We start from the raw sequence: 20,330 nt of genomic DNA, 5'->3' as shown, positions 1-20,330 counted from the left end.
TGTATCCCACCGAACACTGCGATCCTGTCAGCGGAAGGCGGCGAGCGGTATGGGCAACCAGGAGGGCCGGTTGCGCGCCTCGTAGACGACCTCGTACACGGCCTTGCTCAGCTCGAGCGCGCGCAGCAGGACCGCTTCGTCGCCGCGGACCCGCCCGCCGCCCTCGGAGTAGCCGGCGAGGAACGCCGCGCGGTTGCGTTCCGACCACTCCCGGGCCCGGTGCTCCAGCCCGTCGGCGTCCGGGTGGTCGGCCAGCAGGTGCCGGGCGGCGTACTCGAACGAGCGCAGCATGCCCGCCACGTCGCGCAGCGGCGAGTCGAGCGCCCGGCGCTCGGTGAGCGGCTGCCCCGGCTCGCCCTCGAAGTCGAGCACGACCCAGTCGGCCGTGGTGCGCATGACCTGGCCGAGGTGGTAGTCGCCGTGCACCCGCTGCACCGGCACCTCGTGCCCGAGGTCGCCCAGCCGGTCGAACGCCTCGGCCGCGACGTCCGCGTGCTCGCCGAGCCGCGGCACCTCGGCGACCGCCCGGTCGAGCCTGCGGCGGAACCGCTCGGTCATCCGCTTGAGCTCCGGCGGCTCGATCGTGCCCGCGGGGAAGGCCCGGGCCAGCTCCCGGTGCACCTGCGCGGTGGCCACTCCCAGCCGCCGGGCCTCGCCCGCGAAGTCGCCCCCGGCGTCCTCCGCCGGCATGCCGTCGGCGGACGCGTAGAGATCGCGCACGCTGGTCAGCGCCATCTGCCAGCCCTCGTTGGCGTTCCGCAGGTACTCCTGCATGATCGCCAGGGTGGTCGGCTCGTCCTCCAGCGTGGTCTCGATCCAGCCGTACGGCCGGGCCACGTGGGACGAGCCCGCGCCGGCGAGCGCGGTGATGATCTCCAGCTCCGGGTTGGTCCCCGGGCTGAGCTGGCGGAACAGCTTGAAGATGTACGTGTCGCCGTACACCAGCGAGGTGTTCGACTGCTCAGCGGTCAGCACGAGGCTGCGCTGCGAGGTGTCGATCTCCACGCCGGGCGCGCGGTGGAAGGCGAGGCCGTCGAACCCGTGGTCGGCGGCCATCCCCTCCAGCAGGTGCGCGGTCAGAGCGGAGTCGTGCAGCGCGTCGTAGACGTCGGCCTCGCGGCCGTCGCGGCGGCATCTGCCGATGCGCACGTGCTCCAGCCGGTCGGGCAGCCGCTCGCGCAGCCCGACCGGGATCTGGTAGCGCGTGCGGCGGTCCCCCTGACGCACGCACACGACCAGATGGAGCAGCACCGGGTCCCCGCCGGCGATCTCGATCTCGGAGTCGATGGACAGGTCGTCGATGGCGCGCCCCTTGCCGGCGAACCACCGTTGCCCGGTGATCCAGCCGGCCAGAAGCTCCTGAAGTGAAGTCGTCACTCCTCCTTCGTGCCGGCCGTCCGGTGCGCGTCCGGCCTGTGGGCGTCCGTCCGGTGGGCGTCCGTCCGGTGCGCGTCCGTCCGGTGCGCGTCCGTCCGGTGCGCGTCCGGGCGGTGCGTGACGGGCAACGTGAACCAGTAGAACCCATGCCCAGGGAGCGTCAAAAGATACGGAAGTTCGCCGATCGCGGGAAAAGGAACTCCGCCCATGCACTCGACTGGTGTCGATCCCTCGAACCTGCGCAGGTCGAGCTCGACCGGCTGGGGGAAGCGGGAGAGGTTGTTGACGCACAGCACCCGGTCGTCGCCGAGCTCCCGCACGAACGCGAGCACGCTGGGGTTGGAGGAGTTCAGCTCGGTGAACTCGCCGAGGCCGAACACGGGGTGCCGCTTGCGGATCTCGATCATCCGCTTGGTGAAGTGCAGCAGCGAGCTGGCGCTCTTCTGCTGGGCCTCGACATTGATCGCCTGGTACCCGTAGATCGGGTCCATGATCACGGGAAGGTAGAGCCGGCCGGGGTCGCAGCTGGAGAAGCCCGCGTTGCGGTCGGGGGTCCACTGCATCGGCGTGCGGACGCCGTCGCGGTCGCCGAGCCAGATGTTGTCGCCCATCCCGATCTCGTCGCCGTAGTACATGACCGGCGAGCCGGGCAGGCTCAGCAGCAGCGCGGTGAACAGCTCGATCTGGTTGCGGTCGTTGTCCAGCAGCGTCGCCAGCCGCCGCCGGATGCCGACGTTGGCCCGCATCCTCGGGTCCTTGGCGTACTCGGAGTACATGTAGTCGCGCTCTTCGTCGGTGACCATCTCCAGCGTCAACTCGTCGTGGTTGCGCAGGAAGATCCCCCACTGGCAGTTCTCGGGGATCTTGGGCGTCTGGGCCAGGATCTCCGAGATCGGATAGCGCGACTCGCGGCGCACCGCCATGAAGATGCGCGGCATCAGCGGGAAGTGGAAGGCCATGTGGCACTCGTCGCCCCCGGTGACCGGGTCGCCGAAGTACTCCACGACGTCGGCCGGCCACTGGTTGGCCTCGGCCAGCAGCACCCGGTCGGGGTAAAGGCGGTCCACCTCCGCCCGCACCCGCTTGAGGTAGGCGTGCGTCGGCGGCAGGTTCTCGCAGTTGGTGTCCTCCTGCTCGAACAGGTACGGGATCGCGTCCAGACGGAACCCGTCGATGCCCAGGTCGAGCCAGAACCGGATGACCTCCAGCATCGCGTCCTGCACCGCCGGGTTCTCGAAGTTGAGATCCGGCTGGTGGTGGAAGAACCGGTGCCAGTAGTACTGCCCCCGCACCGCGTCGAAGGTCCAGTTCGACGCCTCGGTGTCCACGAAGATGATCCGCGCGCCGGGATACTGCTCGTCGGTGTCGCTCCACACGTAGAAGTCGCCGAACGGCCCCTCGGGATCGTTGCGCGAGGCCTGGAACCACGGGTGCTGGTCGCTGGTGTGGTTCATCACCAGGTCGGCGATCACCCGGATGCCCCGCTTGTGCGCCTCGTCCACCAGCCTGATGAAGTCTCCCAGGTCACCGAAGTCCGGGAGGATCTTCATGTAGTCGGAGATGTCGTACCCGCCGTCCTTGAGCGGGGACTCGTACAGCGGGAGCAGCCAGAGGCAGTCGATGCCGAGCCACTGGAGGTAGTCCAGCTTCTCGACCAGGCCGCGGATGTCTCCGGTGCCGTCGCCGTTCGAGTCGGCGAAGCCGCGGATCAGCACCTCGTAGAAGACGGCCCGCTTGTACCAGCGCTGGTCCCGTGGCTCCTCCTCGGTGAAGGTGTTCGGGATCGGCTGTGTGTGGCTGGGCTGGATGTGGCTGGGCTGAGGCGTGGTGGAGCTCACCTGTTGACTCCCCGGAGTGTGCAGGGCTGCGTCACGGGCGGAGCACTGACCCGTGGCGAAGCGTGAGGATGTGTGCGGGTTGTACGTGCGGATCGAGGCGCACGTAGTTCGCCTGCCCCCAGCGGTACGACTCGCCCGACAGTTGGTCGTCCACGACGAAGTCGGCATGCCAGTCGAGACCGAGGGTGGGCATGTCGAGCCGGACCGTCGCCTCGTGGGTGTTGTATGGATCCAGGTTGACGACGGCCAGTACGACATCGCCTAGTCCGTGCCGTCGTGAGGCCGTGTCATAGGCGCCGGGCAGTCGCTTCGAGAAGCAGATCACGTCCGGCTGGTCGACGTTGTGAAACCGTAGGTTACGCAATTCCTGGAGCGCCGGGTGCGCTCTTCTCAACAAATTGAGCTGGGTAATAAACGGGGCAAGGCTGCGACCCGCACGCTCCGCCGCCGCCCAGTCACGCGGCCGGTACTGGTACTTCTCGCTGTCGAGATACTCCTCGCTGCCCGGACGGACCGGGACGTTCTCGGCCAGTTCGTATCCGGAGTAGACCCCCCAGGTGGGTGCCGTCAGTGCCGCCAGCACCGCCCGGATCCTGAACGCCGGCATGCCGCCGTGCTGGAGGTACTCGTGCAGGATGTCGGGCGTGTTGACGAACAGGTTCGGGCGCAGGAAGTGCGAGGTCTCGTGGGACAGCTCCCCCAGGTACTCCTCGGCCTCCTGCTTGTGGTTGCGCCAGGTGAAGTACGTGTAGGACTGGTGGAAGCCGATCTTGGCGAGGGTCCGCATCATGGCGGGGCGGGTGAACGCCTCGGCCAGGAACAGCACGTCCGGGTCGGTCGCGTTGATGTCGGAGATCAGCCGCTCCCAGAACCGCACCGGCTTGGTGTGCGGGTTGTCCACCCGGAAGATCCGCACGCCGTGGTCCATCCAGTGCCGGACGACCCGCGTGACCTCCGCGTAGATCCCCTCGGGGTCCTTGTCGAAGTTCAGGGGATAGATGTCCTGGTACTTCTTCGGCGGGTTCTCCGCGTACGCGATCGTGCCGTCGGCCCGGATGTTGAACCACTCCGGATGCTCCTTGACCCACGGGTGGTCGGGGGAGCACTGCAGCGCGAGGTCGAGGGCGATCTCCATGCCCAGCTCGCGGGCCTTCGCGACGAACCCGTCGAAGTCCTCGATCGTGCCGAGATCGGGGTGGATCGCGTCGTGGCCGCCCTGCTCCGAGCCGATGGCCCACGGCGAGCCGGGGTCGTACTGGTCGGGCGTCAGGGTGTTGTTGCGCCCCTTGCGGAACTGCGCGCCGATGGGGTGGATCGGTGGCAGGTAGACCACGTCGAAGCCCATCTGGGCGATCGCCGGGAGCCGCCTGGCCGCCGTTCCGAAGGTCCCCGACTTGGGGGCGACGCCCTCCTGCCCCACCACGGCCCCCTCCGAGCGGGGGAAGAACTCGTACCACGAGCCGAACAGCGCCCGCCGCCGCTCCACCCGCACGCGGTGGCGTCCGGAACGGGTGAGCAGGTCGCGCAGCGGATGCGCGGCGATCAGCTCCGCGGTCTCCGGCAGTTGCGTGACCGCGAAGCGCGCCCGGGGGTCCACGGCGTCGTCCCGCAGGCGGGCCGCCAGGGCCAGCAGCGCGGCCCGGTGCCCGCAGGCGCCGCCCGCCTCCGCCGCCGCCCGGCAGTCCGCGGCCCGCACGCCCTTGGCCGCCCGCTCGAACAGCCGGGCGCCCTCCTCGCACATGAGGTCGGCGTCCAGGTCGCGAGGGATCTTGATGCCCGCGTCGTGCGTCCACGTGGCGATCGGGTCGCTCCAGGCCTCCACCCGGAACTGCCACAGCCCTTCGGCGGGCAGCGACACCTCCACGCTCCACCGGTCGGTGCCCGGCCCGGCCTCGCGCATGGGCAGCATCCGGCCCGGCGCGCCGTCGGGGTCGATCAGCACGACGCCGGCGGCGACCGCGTCGTGCCCCTCGCGGAACACCGTCGCGCTGATCTCGAAGGTCTCTCCCGCGGCGGCCTTGGCGGGCCACTGGCCGCAGTCGACGACGGGCTGGATGTCCTGGATGGGAATTCGTCCGATCATCGTCACTTCGTACTCAGGGGCGGCACACCGGGTACCGCCGGCAGGCGGGCAGCACGACAGAGGGGACCCGTAGACCGGAGTCCCACCTCGCTCATACAGGGGTTGCCCTAATAGTCCACTCTTACCCCTGCCGAACGAAAGACCGCTCGCCGTGTTTGGCGCGACGGCGCCTGGAGATCGATCACTGGTGCCGGGGTAGATCGTCCGGTATGGACATCACCAGGTCAAGGGTACTTTGGTGAGGTTTGAACCTGCGTGCTGGGGGTGAAAGCGTTCAACGAAGAACTTGATTCGCAGTACGACAGGTATGTTTTCGGTCGCGCGTCGTGGCGCTGAGTAACTAGGGTCTGACCTCGTGAGAGCTATCCGCAGGTTCACTGTCCGAACCGTTCTTCCCTCGCAGCTCGCACCTCTGGGTGAGCTGGTCCAGAATCTCCGCTGGTCGTGGCACCCCGAGACCATGGACCTGTTCGCCGAGGTGGATCCCGAGGTCTGGGAACGCGTCGACCACGACCCCGTCGCGCTGCTCGGCGCGGTCGAGGCCGACAGGTTGCGCGTGCTCGCCCAGGACCGGCGCTTCCTGCGCCGGCTGGCCGACGCCGCCGACGATCTGCGGGAGTACATGACCGCTCCCCGGTGGTACCAGTCGCTGGAGGGCGCCCCCAGGGCGATCGGCTACTTCTCGCCCGAGTACGGCATCGCCGCCGCGCTGCCGCAGTACTCCGGCGGCCTCGGGATCCTCGCCGGCGACCACCTGAAGGCCGCCAGCGACCTCGGCGTGCCGATCCTCGGCGTCGGTCTCCTCTACCGGCACGGCTACTTCACCCAGTCGCTGTCGGCCGAGGGCTGGCAGCTTGAGCACTACCCCTCCCTCGACCCCGGCGGCCTGCCGCTCACGCTGCTCAAGGAGCAGGACGGCGCGCCGGTCCGGGTCGCGATCAGCCTCGCGGGCGGGCGCACCCTGCACGCGCAGGTCTGGGTGGCGCAGGTCGGCCGGGTGCCGCTGCTGCTGCTCGACTCCGACGTCGCCGAGAACGACGCGGTCGCCCGGGACGTCACCGACCGCCTGTACGGCGGGGGCGGCGACCACCGGCTGATGCAGGAACTGCTGCTCGGCATCGGCGGCGTGCGGGCCATCCGGGCCTACTGCCGGATCATCGGGCACCCCGAGCCCGAGGTGTTCCACACCAACGAGGGGCACGCGGGCTTCCTCGGCCTGGAGCGCATCCGCGAGCTCACCGAGGCCCGGCTGTCGTTCGAGGAGGCGCTGGAGGCCGTACGGGCCGGGACGGTGTTCACCACCCACACGCCGGTGCCCGCGGGCATCGACCGGTTCCCCGCCGAGATGATCGCCCGCCAGTTCGGCGGCTCGAACGCCTGGCCGACGGTGTCGGTCGACCGGATCCTGGAGCTCGGCGCCGAGCCCGAGGGGCCCGAGGCCGACCCCGCGGTGTTCAACATGGCCGTCATGGGCATGCGGCTGGCCCAGCGCGTCAACGGCGTGTCCGAGCTGCACGGCCGGGTCAGCCAGGAGATGTTCCAGGGCCTGTGGCCGGGCTTCGACGTGGACGAGGTGCCGATCGGCTCGATCACCAACGGCGTCCACGCCCCGACGTGGGTGGGCCGGGAGATGATGGAGCTCGCCGGCAGGGAGCTGCCGTCGCTGATCGACAAGGCGCAGGGCTGGGAGGGCGTGCACAAGCTCTCCGACGCCGACATCTGGGGCATCCGGGGCACGCTCCGGGCCCGCCTGGTGGCGGAGGCGCGCCGGCGGCTGCGTAAGTCGTGGCGGCAGCGCGGGGCCACCGAGGCCGAGCTGAAGTGGGTGGACGAGGCGCTCGACCCGGACGTGCTGACGATCGGCTTCGCCCGGCGGGTGCCCTCCTACAAGCGGCTCACCCTCATGCTCAACCAGCCCGACCGGCTGCGCAGGCTGCTGCTCGATCCGGACAAGCCGGTTCAGATCGTCATCGCCGGCAAGGCGCACCCCGCCGACGAGGGCGGCAAGAAGCTCATCCAGCAGATCGTGCGCTTCGCCGACTCCGCGGACGTGCGGCACCGCATCGTCTTCCTGCCCGACTACGACATGGCACTCGGGCAGCTCATGGTCACCGGGTCGGACGTGTGGATGAACAACCCGCTGCGCCCGCTGGAGGCGTGCGGCACGTCCGGCATGAAGGCGGCGCTCAACGGCGGCCTCAACCTGTCCATCCGCGACGGATGGTGGGACGAGTGGTACGACGGCACCAACGGGTGGGCGATCCCCAGTGCCGACGGGGTGGACGACAACGACCGGCGTGACGAGCTGGAGGCCACGGCGTTGTACGACCTCGTCGAGCGCGAGGTGGCCGACCGGTTCTACGACCGGGCCGCCGACGGCCTGCCGCGGCGCTGGCTGGAGATGGTCAAGCACACGCTCAGCTCGCTCGGGCCGAAGGTGCTCGCCGGCCGGATGCTCCACGACTACGTCACCGACCTCTACACCCCGGCCGCCGCCAGCGCCCGCGTGCTCGCGGCGGACGGCTTCGACAACGCCCGGCTGTTCGCCGCCTGGAAGCTGCGCGTGGCCAAGGCGTGGCCGGGTGTGCGGGTCGAGCACGTGGAGGCGACCGGCGTGGGGGACACCCCCGAGCTGGGAGCCCAGCTGGAGCTGCGGGCCACGATCGCCCTCGGCGAGCTGTCCGCCGAGGACGTGCGGGTCGAGGCGGCGTACGGCCGGGTGGGAGCGCACGACGAACTCCTCGCGCCGTGCTACGTCACGCTCAAGGCCGACGCGTCGGGCGACGACGGCCGGGCGCACTACACCGGCGCCGTGCCGCTGGACCGCACCGGCGCGTTCGGTTACTCGGTGCGGGTGGTCCCGTCCCACCCGCTGATGGCCTCCCCGGCGGAGCTGGGCCTGATCGCCGTACCCGAGGAGCCGGTCGGGATGACCAACGGCACCCTGCGCTGACCGTCCCGCGGATCGCCGGTCTCGCCGGTCTCTCCGGAGTCCGGCGATCCGCGGCGGCCCCTCCCGCTCGGACGCCGATCTCCGTTCTAGGGTGAGGGCCATGGGTGAATTCGTCAGGGTGGAGACCTCCGGGCACGTCGCCACGATCCGGCTCGACCGGCCGAAGATGAACGCGCTGAACCGGCGGGTCCAGGAGGAGATCGCGGAGGCCGCGCGGCTCGTGGACGCCGATCCGGACGCGCACGCGGTCGTCGTGTACGGCGGGGAGCGCGTCTTCGCCGCCGGGGCCGACGTCAAGGAGATGGCGGTCATGTCCTACGCCGAGATGGCCGTTCACTCGCGTACGCTGCAGGACTGCTTCACCGCCGTCGCGCGGATCGGCAAGCCCGTCATCGCGGCGATCACGGGGTACGCCCTGGGCGGCGGCTGCGAGCTCGCGCTGTGCGCCGACCTCCGGGTGGCGGGCGAGAGCGCGAAGCTCGGCCAGCCGGAGATCACCCTCGGGATCATCCCGGGCGCGGGGGGCACCCAGCGCCTGCCCCGGCTCGTCGGCCCCGCCAGGGCGAAGGACCTGATCTTCACCGGGCGGCACGTCTCCGCCGCCGAGGCGCTCGCCATCGGCCTGGTGGACCGGGTCGTCCCCGACGAGGAGGTCTACCCGGCGGCGCTCGACCTCGCCGCCACCTTCGCCGGGGGACCGGCGGCCGCGATCCGGGCGGCCAAGCTGGCCGTCGACCACGGCCTGGAGACCGACCTGGACACCGGCCTGGAGATCGAGCGGCTCCAGTTCTCCGGTCTGTTCGCCACCGAGGACGCCAGAGAGGGCATGACGGCCTTCGCCGAGAAACGCCGTCCCACCTTCACCGGCCGCTGAGACCGCCCCTCAAGTTGGGCCGAGATCGCTCAAAAATGCCGCTATCGTGGCGATTCATGATGCGGTTGCGAGTCCTGACCCCGTCGCGGTTGCGCCGGGCGCTGCTGTCCCGGCTCGATTCGCGGTACGTCACCAAACCCGACCACCGGCAGGACCTCAAGGACGCCCTGTGGGAGGTGCAGATGCTCCGCCGGGAGGTCGTGGCGCTGCGCGACGAGGTCGACCGGCTGCGGCGGGGGAGCGCGGCGCCGGCCAGGGCGGCCGCCGACCCGAAGGCGGCCGAGGCGCACCGGCTCGCGACCGAGACCGCCGAGGCGGTCGACACGCTGCTGCAGAACGAGATGCGCATCTGGCAGGCGATCGACGGCCTGTCCGCGCGCGTGGGCGACTCCGGGCGCGTGGGGTAGCCGGTCATGCGGGTGACGTGGACGCGTGACGAGGGCGTGTGGCGGCTGGTCTTCCTGCTCGACCCTGAGGACGGGACCACGGGGTCCTGCAGCGACGGCCACCCCGTCGAACTGCGGACCAACTCCTGCCACGTCCACACGGGAGCCGGCGGCGGCTCTCCCCATCCCGACCTGCTCGCGCTGGCCGCGTGGACCGTCGTCGCGCCGTGGACCCGCCGCCGGGTGACCTTCGACCGGCCCGTCTCCCCGGGATTCGCCGAGGCGCTGCGTACGGGATGGGGGGTGGACGCCGGGCCGGTCGGAGAGGACGCCAGAAGCGGCGCCCGGCTGGCCGTTTCGTACAGCGGTGGCGCGGACTCGATGGCCGTGGCCACGATGTTCCCCGACGCGCCGTTTGTTCACTTCCAGCGGGTGAGCCACCCGCGCGTGCCGAACCGGTGGACGCACTACCGCGCCGAGGTGCTCGCCGATCTCGCCCGGCGCGCCGGCCGGGAGCTCCACATCGTCCCGTCGGACCTGGAGTTCCTGCTCAGCCGCCCCCGGCCCGGGTACCCGGAACACCACGCCGTCACCGTGGGGGCGCTGCTCCTCGCCGACGACCTGGACCTGGGCGGCATAGCCTTCGGCTACGAACTCGGTTCCCGCTGGCTCGGCGGCGACCGCTACATCCTCCGCTACACCCCGGACAATCCCATGTGGGCGGCTCACGGGAAGTGGGGACGTCTGTTCACCGCGGCCGGGCTACCCATGGTGCTTCCCGTCGGCGGCGTGAGCGAGGCCGTGACGATGCGCGTCGCGTTGGAGTCGGATCTGCGCGAGCACGTTCGCTGGTGCCTGCGCGGCTCGGGTGACGGCCCCTGCGGGGTGTGCGGCAAATGTTTGTACAAGGAGCTGATCCAAGCCGCCGTCGAGGGCCGTCCGATGCGCACCGGGCTCACCGCTGAGAGCGCGCCGGCCCGATCCTGGCAGGAGCCGCCACCGTACGGCGGGCAGGAGATGATCGAGTACGGGTGCGCCCGGGTGCCGAACATCGCCGAGACGCCGTTCGCGCGGGCGGCGGAGCACCTCCGTGCGACCGTGGAGTCCACCCGCTGGCTGGACCACTGCTACCCGCCCGCAGTCGAGGAGGTCCCGGAGCCGTGGCGCAAGCAGGTCGCCGCGTTCGTCGGTGAAAGCATCGGGCTGATGACCGACGACCAGGCACGCCGGGTGGAGACGTGGGGGACGCGATGAGGATCTATCTCTCGGTGGACATGGAGGGGGTCACCGGGCTGACCGATCCCGAGGAGATGCACCACGGCGGCCGGGGCTACGAGCGCGGCTGTGAGCTCATGACGGGGGACGCCAACGCGGTCGTCCAGGGCGCCTTCGACGCCGGCGCGGCGTCCGTGCTGGTGAACGACGCGCACGGGTCCACCAAGAACCTCAGGATCGACCTGCTGGACGAGCGGGCCACCCTCATCAGAGGTCCGGGCAAGCCGCACCGAATGGGCCAGGGCCTCGTCGCCGGCATGGACGCCGCCTGCTTCGCCGGCTACCACGCTCGTGCGGGTGTGGCACACGGCGTGCTCAACCACACCTGGATGGGAAAGGAGATCCAGAACGTCTATCTGAACGGCGAGATCTGCGGCGAGACCCGGCTGGTCGCCGGCTTCGCGGGGTCGATGGGCGTGCCGGTCGCGCTCGTCGCCGGCGACGAGGCGGTCTGCGAGGAGGCATGGGAACTGCTCGGCGACGTCGAGACCGTCGCCGTGAAGAAGGGCGTCGACAGGTTCTCCGCCGAGTTGCTGCCCCCGGCCGTCGCCTGGCGGCGGATCCGCGAGGGCACGGCGCGGGCCCTCGGCCGGCTGGCCGGCTTTCGGCCCTACGTGGTCGAGCCGCCGTACGTCCTGCGCGTGGAGTGGAACTCCACCGCCATCGCGGCGGCCTGCGCGATCATCCCCGGCGTGCGGCTCACGGACCCCCGGTGCACCGAGTTCACCACCGGCGACTACCACGAGATCATGGCCCTGTTCGGGCTCTTCTCCATGATCGGCGGGCAGGTCGCCTGCGGCAGCGGCCGCTACGGCTGACGCCGCTCTTCCCCCATAACGGCTACGCCGGTCGCCCCGATCCCGGCCGATGCCGGTTCCCCCGACGACGAAGGCAGGCACGGTGGCAGGCGATGACCGCGTGACGCGGGAGCGTACGGGGGCGCCGACGCGGCGCGCCTTCCTGGTGGGCATCGGCGCGGCCGGAGGCGCCGGGGCGATGTACGCGGCCATGGGGGCGCTCGGGCTGGCGCCTGATCACCAGCAGAAGGACTACACGCCGCCGAGCCGTTCCGACTTCGCTCTCACCGGTAGGGGCGCCGGGTCCGTGGTGGTCCTCGGGGCGGGCGTCGCGGGCCTGGCCGCCGCGTACGAACTGGGCAAGGCGGGGTACGACTGCACTGTCCTGGAGGCGAGTGATCGGATCGGCGGGCGCAGCCTCACGCTGCGCGGCGGCGACCGGCTGGCCGAACTCTCGGGTGTGACGCAGGAGGCGCGGTTCGGGGAGGGCGTCTACTTCAACGCCGGCCCGGCTCGCATCGCGCAGTGGATGGTCACCCTCGACTACTGCCGTGAGCTGGGGGTCCCCATCGAGTTGTTCGTCAACGACAACTCCAGCGCGTACGTCTACAACAGGGGCATGAAGGCGCCGGTCCGGGCGCGTACGGCACGGGCGGACACCTACGGGTATGTCAGCGAACTGCTCGCGAAGGCCACATACGCCGGCGCGCTGGACCGGCGGCTGACGGAGGCCGACAAGAACCGCCTGCTGCACTTCTTGTCGGAGTTCGGCGACATCGGAAAGACCTACACCTACACGGGGTCGGAACGCCGGGGGTTCTCCGTGAATCCGGGCGCTGCCGAAGGAGTTCCGCTGGGTGCGCCGCCACCCCTGTCGGAGGTGCTCGGCTACGGGCTCGGCCGCTCGATCACGTTCCCGTTCGGCTACGAGATGGCGATGCCGATGTTCCAGCCGGTCGGCGGCATGGACGCGATCGTGCACAGGCTCGCCGACGCCGTGGGCCGCGACCGCGTCCGCACCTCCGTCGAGGTCAGGAAGATCACCAATCTCCCCGACGGCGTGGAGATCGCGCACACTGGCGGCATGACCAGGGCGGACTTTTGCGTCGCGGCCATGCCGCCGCACGTGCTCGGGAGGATTCCCGGCAACCTGGACGCCCGGGTCGTCGCGGCGCTGCGGACCCCCACGCCCGTCTCGGCCGGGAAGATCGGGCTGGAGTACCGCCGTCGCTGGTGGGAGACCGACGACCGCATCTACGGCGGCGTCACCGAGACCGACCTGGACATCGCACACATCTGGTATCCGTCGTACGGCTTTCACGGAACGCGGGGACTGGTGGTCGGTTACTACAACCTCGGCGACGACGCGGACGCGTACGCCCGTCTCAGCCACGCGGAGCGGCAGCGGCGGGCGCTCACCCAGGGTAGGAAGATCCACGGTGAGAAGTACCGGTCGGAACTGCTCTCCAGTGTCTCGATCGCCTGGCGGCGGCAGCCGCACATCGAGGGCGCCTGGGTCGCCTGGCCCTCGTATGAGGGCGCCTTCTCGCTGTTGCAGGAGCCCGCCGGCCGGGTGTACTTCGCCGGCGACTGGCTCACCCAGCTCATCGCCTGGCAGGCGGGAGCGCTGGAGTCCGCCCGTAAGGTGGTCACCCAACTGCACCAGCGCGCGGTCAAGGAGGGCTGAATGCCGCTCGAATGGGTTCCCGTCTCCGACCGGCCGGATCTGCTCGCCGATCCGGTCGCCAAGGCCGTCGCCTCGCTCGACGTGCCGCCGCGGGTCGCCGGGATCGACCCCGGACTCTCCGACACCGCCGCCTTCTGCGAGCGGTACGGCGTGGCGATGGAGGACTCGGCCAACTGCGTGATCGTGAGCGCCAGGCGGGGCGGGGAGACGAGGTACGCCGCCGTCATGGTGCTCGCCACGATGCGGGCCGACGTCAACGGCGTCGTACGCCGTCATCTGGACGCCAGGAAGGCGTCCTTCACCCCGCAGGCGGAGGCCGTCGAACTGACCGGCATGGAGTACGGCGGCATCACCCCGATCGGGCTGCCGGACGGCTGGCCGGTGCTCGTTGACGAAAACGTGACCCGGCGGCCGTTCGTCGTGATCGGCAGCGGCGTCCGCCGCTCCAAGCTGGCGCTTTCCGGCGAGGCGCTGGTCGCGGCGACCCGTGGGGAGGTCCTCGCGCTCACCATCTGATCACCCGCCGGGAAACCGTTGGCGTCCTTTCTCCGTTGTGCTGAGCGGAGATGTGGCGCGATGGTTCACTCATGGGCGTTCTTTTAGTCGGTATGGTGCTAAGGCGATGAATCAAGACGACCGACTCGGGCCATACCGGCTGCTCCGGCGGCTCGGTGAGGGTGGCATGGGGGTGGTCCACCTCGCCCTGGATGCGCAGGGCCGGCAGGTGGCGGTCAAGGTCCTGCGCCCGGAGGTGGCGGGGGACGACGTGGCGCGCAGGCGGCTGTCACGCGAGGTCGAGACCATGCGCAGGGTGCGCGGGCGGCACATCGCGGAGGTCGTCGACGCCGACGTCACCGGCCGCCGGCCCTACATCGTCACGCGGTACGTGCCGGGGCGGGCGCTGGACGAGATCGTCAAGAAGGACGGCCCGCTGCCCCTCGACAGTGTGCTCAAGGTCGCCATGGGGGTCGCCGAGGCGCTCGCCGCCGTCCACGCCGCGGGGGTCATCCACCGCGACCTGAAGCCGGGCAACGTGCTGATGCTGGACGGCCAGCCGGTCCTCATCGACTTCGGCATCGCCCAGGCGGTGGACGCCACCCGGCTCACCCAGACCGGGATGTTCATCGGCACACCCGGCTATCTCGCCCCGGAGATCATCGAGGGCCACGAGGCGGGGCCGCAGGTCGACGTGCACGCCTGGGCCGGCACCGTGCTGTACGCCGCGACCGGCCAGCCGCCCTTCGGCAAGGGCACGCTGGAGATGATCTTCTTCAACATCACCTCCGGGCGGGCCAACGTGGACGCCGCCCCGGCGCCGATCCAGCCGGTGCTGCGCGCCGCGTTCAACCGCGACCCGGTCAGGCGGCCGACATCGGCAGAGCTGGTACGGCAGGTCGGCCGCCTCATGCCGCAGGGCGCGGGGGGCAGGCCGCGGGTGCCCGACGAGACCACCACGGTGCCCAACGTCGACGACACCGGCGGCCAGCAGAGGCCCGACTTCGGCGGCCGGCCACCGGTGCGACCGCAGACGGCCGGACCACAGGCCGGGCCGCGGACGGGAGCACAGACGGCCGGGCCGGTGGTGACGCCGCCGGTCGCGCCCGTGGCGACGCCTCCGGTCACGCCGTCGCGCCCCGCCGACCGGGCGGAGGAGTTCGTCTCCCTGCTGCGGGACACGCCCGTGGCGGGTCAGGGCGGCGATCCCTTCCCGACCGTCCGGGTCACCGGGGAGGACCTGCGCAGGGCGGGCCTCGGGTCGCCGGCCGAGGGCGACATTCCCACCCGGATGCCCCCGTCCCGCCCCGGCCCGCACCCCAACACGGGTGGGCCGACCACGGGGCCCGACGAGTGGCCCACGCCGATGCTGCGGCCGGAGGGGGACGTCCCCACGCGGCGGGTCACCTCCGAGGAGGTGCGGCAGGCCGTCACCGGCGCCGCCGCCCTGCCGCACGACCCGGCGCCGCCGCGCCCGGCTCCGCGCGGGCCGGGCCTGCACGGATCGGCGCACCGGGACGTCGCGGCCCGCGACCAGGCCCTCTTCGGGCACGCGCCCGAGATCTACGAGCAGACGCCGCACATCCACCAGCACTATCCGCCCCAGCAGAACGCCCACCAGCAGAACGCCCACCAGCAGAACGCCCACCAGCAGAGCCCCCACCAGCAGAGCCCCCACCAGCAGAATCCGGCGCCGTACATGCCGACGCTGCGGGTGCCGCCGCCGACCGTGCCGCCGTTCCCGCCCGGCGGGCTGCTCCAGCGCTCCCGGGCGTACGGCGTGGCGAGCGCGCTGCTGCTCGTCGTGATGACGAGCCTCGCGGTCCTCGCGCCGATGCTGGTCTGCCTGCTGGCCGTGCCGGTCGCGGTGCTGCTCCGCGCCGCCGACCTCGACCAGGCGCACCTCAACACCCGCCGCGCGGCGGGCGCCGCGGCCACGGACGTGCTGCGGGTGCTGGGCCGGCCGGCGGCGCTCGTCCGGTCCGCCGGGATCACGCTGGCGCTCGTGCCGTACGCGCTGGTCCTGGGGGTGGCCGTGACGCTGGCGCTCACCGTGCTCGTGGGGTCGGCGCCCGTGCTCGCCGCGCTGAGCTGGGGCGTCGCGGTGGCGCTGTGGACGCTGTGCGCGGGGCCGGGGGTCACCGGCCCAACCCGGCAGATGCGGCGGACCCTCGCCTCGCTCGCCCCCGGCGACGGCGCGGCGCAGGGGCTCGCCTGGGGGATCGGGGCGCTCGCGGTGCTCACGGCGGCGATCGCGCTCGCCGGGCTTCTGGGTAACCAAACAGCAGGGCACTTCTGGGGCCCTATCGACGTTCTGTCAGTACTTGATCGGCTCAGGGACCTGCGGGACCAGGCGGGGTATGGGTGACGGGGGACGACATGTCGGCTACTGAGGCTCCCGAGAGGATCGGCCCCTACCGGCTGCTGCGGCAGCTCGGCGAGGGCGGCATGGGGGTGGTCCACCTCGGTCTGGACGCGGAGGGGCGCGAGGTCGCGGTCAAGGTCCTGCACCCGCACGTCGCGTCCGATCTCAAGGCACGCGACCGGCTGACCCGCGAGGTCGAGACCATGCGGCGGGTGCGCAGCAGGCGCGTCGCCGAGGTCCTCGACGCCGACCTGACCGGCGCCGCGCCGTACATCGTGACGCGGTACGCCCCCGGGCGGACCTTGGAGCAGACCGTGCTGGAGGACGGCCCGCTCCGCGGCGACGCCGTGGTCCGGCTCGCCCGGGGCCTGTGCGAGGCCCTGGTCGCGATCCACGCGGCCGACGTGATCCACCGCGACCTCAAGCCGGCCAACGTCATGCTGGTCGACGGCGAGCCACTGGTGATCGACTTCGGCATCGCCCACCTCGTCAACGCCACGCGGCTGACCCAGACCGGGATGTTCGTCGGCACGCCCGGCTACCTCGCGCCGGAGATCATCCGGGACACCCAGATCACCCAGGCGGCCGACGTGCACGCGCTGGCCGCGACGGTGTTCTTCGGGGTCACCGGCAAGCCGCCGTTCGGCTCGGGCACGTTCGAGTCGGTCTGCTACAACATCCTCGAGGGCAAGGCCCAGGTCGATCTCGCGCCGGTCTGGCTGCGCGGCTGGCTCCGCCTCGCGCTGGCGTCCGACGCCGCGTCGCGCCCCACCGCCGCGTCGCTGCTGCGGCTCACCCGGTCGCTGGACCCCACGGTCACCGTGTTACGGGAGACCCCGCAGGACGGCGGGACGAGGGTCCTCGACGGCACCCGCCTGCTCGACGAGACGGCGATCCCCGGCAACGGGACCGGCCAGGGCAACGGCAGGGGTAACGGAACCCGGACCAGCGTGCTGCCGTCGGACGACGACAGCTACTCCGACCTGCTGCCGCCGGTCAACTACGTGGAGCCGGAGCGGCCCTACCGGGAGCCCCGGGCGCCGAGGCAGCGCCGTCCGGTGTCCGCGCCGCCTCCGGCGCACCCGCAGGCCCCGCCGTACGGCCAGGGGGGCCCGCCCCCGCCGCCGTACCAGCCGGCGGTCTTCCAGCCGCACACCGACCAGCGCGTGGCGGGCCATCCCGAGCCCCAGGTCGCGCGGCCGCCCGCCCCCGACCCGGCCACGCCGCCCACGCCGTACGCGCCGGAGCCCCCGCGGGCTCCCTACCGCGCGCGGCACCCGGTGCTCGCGGCCCTGCTGCTGGCCACGCTCGTGGCGCTGGCCTGCCTGCTGCCGGTGGTGGTGACCCTGTTCGCCGCCGTGGCGGCGCTGTGCCTGCGGGTGGGGCAGTATCTGCTCGGCGACCTCGCCGACCGCCGGGCGGCCAGGGGCACCAGTGGCGCCGACCCGCTCCTCGCGGTGCTCGGCACGCCCTGGGCGCTGATCAGGGCGGCCCTGGCGACGGTGGTGCAGGTGCCGCTGGCCGTGATGTTCGCCATGTGCTGCTGGGGCGGGTTCCACTATCTGGGGGGAGTGCGTCCCGACCCCGCCGCGGCCTACGCGGCCGGCGCCTTCGTCGCCGGGTTGTTCCTCCTGCCCGGCGGCAAGGCCCCGCGCAAAGCCGTGGCCCGTACGCTCACCGCGGTGATCCGCAGCCCGGGCGCGGGCATGATCGTCACGATCGTGGTCGGCACGGTCGCGCTGTTCGCGATCATGACGGCGCTGTCCGCGGACGCCTCCTGGGCACCCTGGCGGCCGCCGTCGGTGGCGATCGACAAAATCGTCGGGGATCTCCAGCGGAAGGGTGAGGACACCGTCGTGAACCTGATCGGCGGCGTCGTGGGCGACATCATGGACCGCATCGGCCTGGGCTTCCTGACCTTCTGGACCTGACCCCCCTGGACCTGACCCCTGGACCTGACGCCGTCCCGGCCGCCGAGCGAAGCGGGAGACACCATGGGCACGACACAACAGCTCGGTCCCTATCGTCTGATCTCCGCACTCGGGTCGGGAGGGTTCGGGGAGGTCCATCTCGCGCTCGACGCCGACGGGCGCACGGTCGCCGTCAAGGTCCTGCATCCCCACGTCGCCTCCGACGCGTTCGCGATCACCAGGCTGGCGCGTGAGGTGGAGACCATGCGCCGGGTGCGCGGACGGCACGTCGCCGAGGTGCTCGACGCCTCGCTGTCGGGGGAGCGGCCGTACATCGTCACCCGGTACGTCCAGGGCAGGCCGCTCAGCACGGTGGTGGCGAAGGACGGGCCGGTCGCCGGCGCGGCCCTGCTGCGGCTGGCGCTGGGGCTGGCGGAGGCGCTGGAGTCGATCCACGCCGCCGGGGTCGTCCACCGCGATCTCAAGCCGGCCAACGTCATCGTCTCCGACGGCGAGCCGTACGTGATCGACTTCGGCATCGCCTGCGCGCTGGAGTCGGCGTCGGTGACCGCGTCGGGCGCGGTGGTGGGGACGCCCGGCTATCTGGCCCCGGAGGTGCTGGAGGGCCGGGACGCCGGGCCGGAGGCCGACGTGTTCGCCTGGGGGGCGACGGTGGCCTTCGCCGCGTCCGGGCGGCAGCCGTACGGGACGGGGCCCGCGGCGGCCGTCGCCTACCGGGTGGTGCACCGGGAGCCCGACCTGTCGGGGGTGCCGGCATGGCTCGTCCCGCTCGTGGAGCGGTGCCTGAGCGGCGATCCGGCCGCCCGCCCCGAGACGGCCGAACTGGCCGGCCGCCTGAACGAGGCCGCGCCGGTGATGGACGGGATCGAGCCCTCGCGGCAGCCCCTATCCGAGGCGTCCACCCGCGAGTGGCGGCCGGGTGATCGGCGGCCCGCCCGGAGCGCGAGGCGGGCGGAGGCGGACGACCCGCGGGCCGCGCACCGGGAGAAGCTGCACCGCCGCTGGGTGGTGGGCTCCGCGGTGGTCGTGGGCCTGTTCGCCGCCGCCGCGCGGGCGAACCTCCCGGAGGTGTCGCTTCTCCTGCTGGTCCTCTACGGCATCGCCCTGGTGGCCGACGCGGGGTTCGGGCTGCTGGCGCGGTCGCGGCGGCGCCGGCTCGTGGTGGACGCCGTCAGCGGCGTGGGCGCCGTCGGGGTCTGGGCGCTGCTCAGCACGCTGTTCAGCACCACGACGCTGCTCATGGCCGTCGGCACCGTGGTGTTCATCCTCGGCATGCTCGTGTTCGCGAGCTGACCAGGCGACCCGCGGCCGCTCGGACCCCCGGATACCGGAACAAAGTTCGGTAGTGTGAGATGGGCCCGGTAGGTGACATGGGCCCGATGTGAATGGCACGGTGCGGGCCTGGAGGTTTGCGGCTAAGCTACCCATGGGTAACATTGTGCGTAATCGCGGCGTCAGCCGTACGGAAAGGGGAGGTCGGCCACCGGCCATGAACATCGTCGTCTGCGTGAAGCAGGTCCCCGACACGGCGACCGAGCGCAAGCTGAGGTCCGATGACAAGACGCTCGACCGCGACGCCGCCGACGGCGTCGTCAACGAGCTCGACGAGTACGCGGTCGAGGAGGCGCTGCGGCTCAAGGAGGCACACGGCGGTGAGGTCACCGTCCTGAGCATGGGCCCGGCCAAGGCCACCGAGACCATCCGCAAGGCCCTGGCGATGGGCGCGGACAAGGCGGTGCACCTGCACGACGACGCGCTGCACGGCTCGGACGCGCTCGGCACCTCCTACGCCGTCTCCCAGGCATTGAAGAAGATCGGCTTCGACCTGGTCATCCTGGGCTCGGAGTCGACCGACGCCCGCACCGGCATGCTCGCCGCGATGCTGGCCGAGCGGCTCGGCACCCCCCAGCTCACGCTGGCGAGCAAGGTCGAGGTCGAGGGCACCGCCATCCGGGTCGAGCGGATCACCGACTACGGCTACGACAAGGTCGAGGCCTCGCTGCCGGCCGTCGTGTCGGTCGTCGAGAAGATCAACGAGCCGAGGTACCCGTCGTTCAAGGGCATCATGGCCGCCAAGAAGAAGCCGGTCGAGACGCTCGGCATCGCCGACGCGGACATCGCGGCCGACCAGGTCGGCCTGGCGAACTCGTGGAGCGAGGTCGTCGACTTCGCCGCCGCCCCACCCCGGGCCGCCGGCACCGTGATCAAGGACGAGGGTGACGGCGGCGCCAGGGCCGCCGAGTTCCTCGCGTCGAAGAAGTTCATCTGA

At 71.6% G+C, this 20,330-nt stretch carries 14 protein-coding genes; 11 read left to right on the top strand and 3 right to left on the bottom strand.

Going from position 1 to position 20,330, the window contains the following annotated elements; genetic code table 11:
- Nucleotides 1-27: 27 nt before the first annotated feature.
- Genes OG344_RS02640 through OG344_RS02630 form a run of 3 tightly spaced genes read right to left on the bottom strand, consistent with a single transcriptional unit; the run spans nucleotide 28 to nucleotide 5,298 of the window.
- The gene (locus tag OG344_RS02640) at nucleotides 28-1,377 is read right to left on the bottom strand and encodes a maltokinase N-terminal cap-like domain-containing protein (protein ID WP_405086820.1); all 1,350 of its coding nucleotides are present in this window, start codon (nucleotides 1,375-1,377) and stop codon (nucleotides 28-30) included.
- Complete coding sequence (gene treS / locus OG344_RS02635) at nucleotides 1,374-3,215, bottom strand: maltose alpha-D-glucosyltransferase (protein WP_405086819.1); 1,842 nt, start codon at nucleotides 3,213-3,215, stop codon at nucleotides 1,374-1,376. The genes OG344_RS02640 and treS overlap by 4 nt, the downstream gene beginning before the upstream one ends.
- A gap of 31 nt (nucleotides 3,216-3,246) precedes the next feature.
- A complete protein-coding gene (locus OG344_RS02630; protein WP_405086818.1) occupies nucleotides 3,247-5,298 on the bottom strand; it encodes an alpha-1,4-glucan--maltose-1-phosphate maltosyltransferase in 2,052 nt (683 codons plus the stop codon).
- Between the two features lie 355 nt (nucleotides 5,299-5,653).
- Between OG344_RS02630 and glgP the strand changes: the two genes are divergently transcribed.
- The 11 genes from glgP to OG344_RS02575 all read left to right on the top strand — a co-directional run bounded on the left by glgP (nucleotide 5,654) and on the right by OG344_RS02575 (nucleotide 20,330).
- The gene (gene glgP, locus OG344_RS02625; RefSeq protein ID WP_405086817.1) at nucleotides 5,654-8,251 is read left to right on the top strand and encodes an alpha-glucan family phosphorylase; all 2,598 of its coding nucleotides are present in this window, start codon (nucleotides 5,654-5,656) and stop codon (nucleotides 8,249-8,251) included.
- A gap of 100 nt (nucleotides 8,252-8,351) precedes the next feature.
- Nucleotides 8,352-9,125 (top strand): enoyl-CoA hydratase/isomerase family protein, encoded by a 774-nt coding sequence (locus tag OG344_RS02620; protein ID WP_405086816.1) that lies wholly within the window; start codon nucleotides 8,352-8,354, stop codon nucleotides 9,123-9,125.
- Between the two features lie 56 nt (nucleotides 9,126-9,181).
- Nucleotides 9,182-9,532 carry a hypothetical protein gene (locus OG344_RS02615; protein WP_405086815.1) on the top strand — a complete coding sequence of 117 codons (351 nt, stop codon included), beginning with the start codon at nucleotides 9,182-9,184 and terminating at the stop codon, nucleotides 9,530-9,532.
- Between the two features lie 6 nt (nucleotides 9,533-9,538).
- Complete coding sequence (locus OG344_RS02610; protein WP_405086814.1) at nucleotides 9,539-10,765, top strand: DUF6395 domain-containing protein; 1,227 nt, start codon at nucleotides 9,539-9,541, stop codon at nucleotides 10,763-10,765.
- Nucleotides 10,762-11,604, top strand: coding sequence for a M55 family metallopeptidase (locus OG344_RS02605; RefSeq protein ID WP_405086813.1), 843 nt, complete (start codon nucleotides 10,762-10,764; stop codon nucleotides 11,602-11,604). The genes OG344_RS02610 and OG344_RS02605 overlap by 4 nt, the downstream gene beginning before the upstream one ends.
- An 82-nt stretch (nucleotides 11,605-11,686) precedes the next feature.
- Nucleotides 11,687-13,270 (top strand): flavin monoamine oxidase family protein, encoded by a 1,584-nt coding sequence (locus OG344_RS02600; RefSeq protein WP_405086812.1) that lies wholly within the window; start codon nucleotides 11,687-11,689, stop codon nucleotides 13,268-13,270.
- Nucleotides 13,271-13,786, top strand: a complete 516-nt coding sequence (locus OG344_RS02595) for a YbaK/EbsC family protein (RefSeq protein WP_405086811.1) — start codon at nucleotides 13,271-13,273, stop codon at nucleotides 13,784-13,786. It begins immediately after the preceding gene.
- Between the two features lie 106 nt (nucleotides 13,787-13,892).
- A complete protein-coding gene (locus OG344_RS02590; protein WP_405086810.1) occupies nucleotides 13,893-16,133 on the top strand; it encodes a protein kinase domain-containing protein in 2,241 nt (746 codons plus the stop codon).
- A gap of 11 nt (nucleotides 16,134-16,144) precedes the next feature.
- On the top strand, nucleotides 16,145-18,061 hold the full coding sequence (locus OG344_RS02585; RefSeq protein ID WP_405086809.1) for a serine/threonine-protein kinase: 1,917 nt from the start codon (nucleotides 16,145-16,147) through the stop codon (nucleotides 18,059-18,061).
- Between the two features lie 63 nt (nucleotides 18,062-18,124).
- Complete coding sequence (locus OG344_RS02580) at nucleotides 18,125-19,354, top strand: serine/threonine-protein kinase (RefSeq protein ID WP_405086808.1); 1,230 nt, start codon at nucleotides 18,125-18,127, stop codon at nucleotides 19,352-19,354.
- Between the two features lie 196 nt (nucleotides 19,355-19,550).
- A complete protein-coding gene (locus tag OG344_RS02575) occupies nucleotides 19,551-20,330 on the top strand; it encodes an electron transfer flavoprotein subunit beta/FixA family protein (protein WP_405086807.1) in 780 nt (259 codons plus the stop codon).

It is taken from the genome of Microbispora sp. NBC_01389, from assembly GCF_045040095.1.
Lineage (GTDB): Bacteria > Actinomycetota > Actinomycetes > Streptosporangiales > Streptosporangiaceae > Microbispora.
Note: the sequence above shows the minus strand (reverse complement) of the source record. Positions and strands in the feature narration are given on the sequence as shown.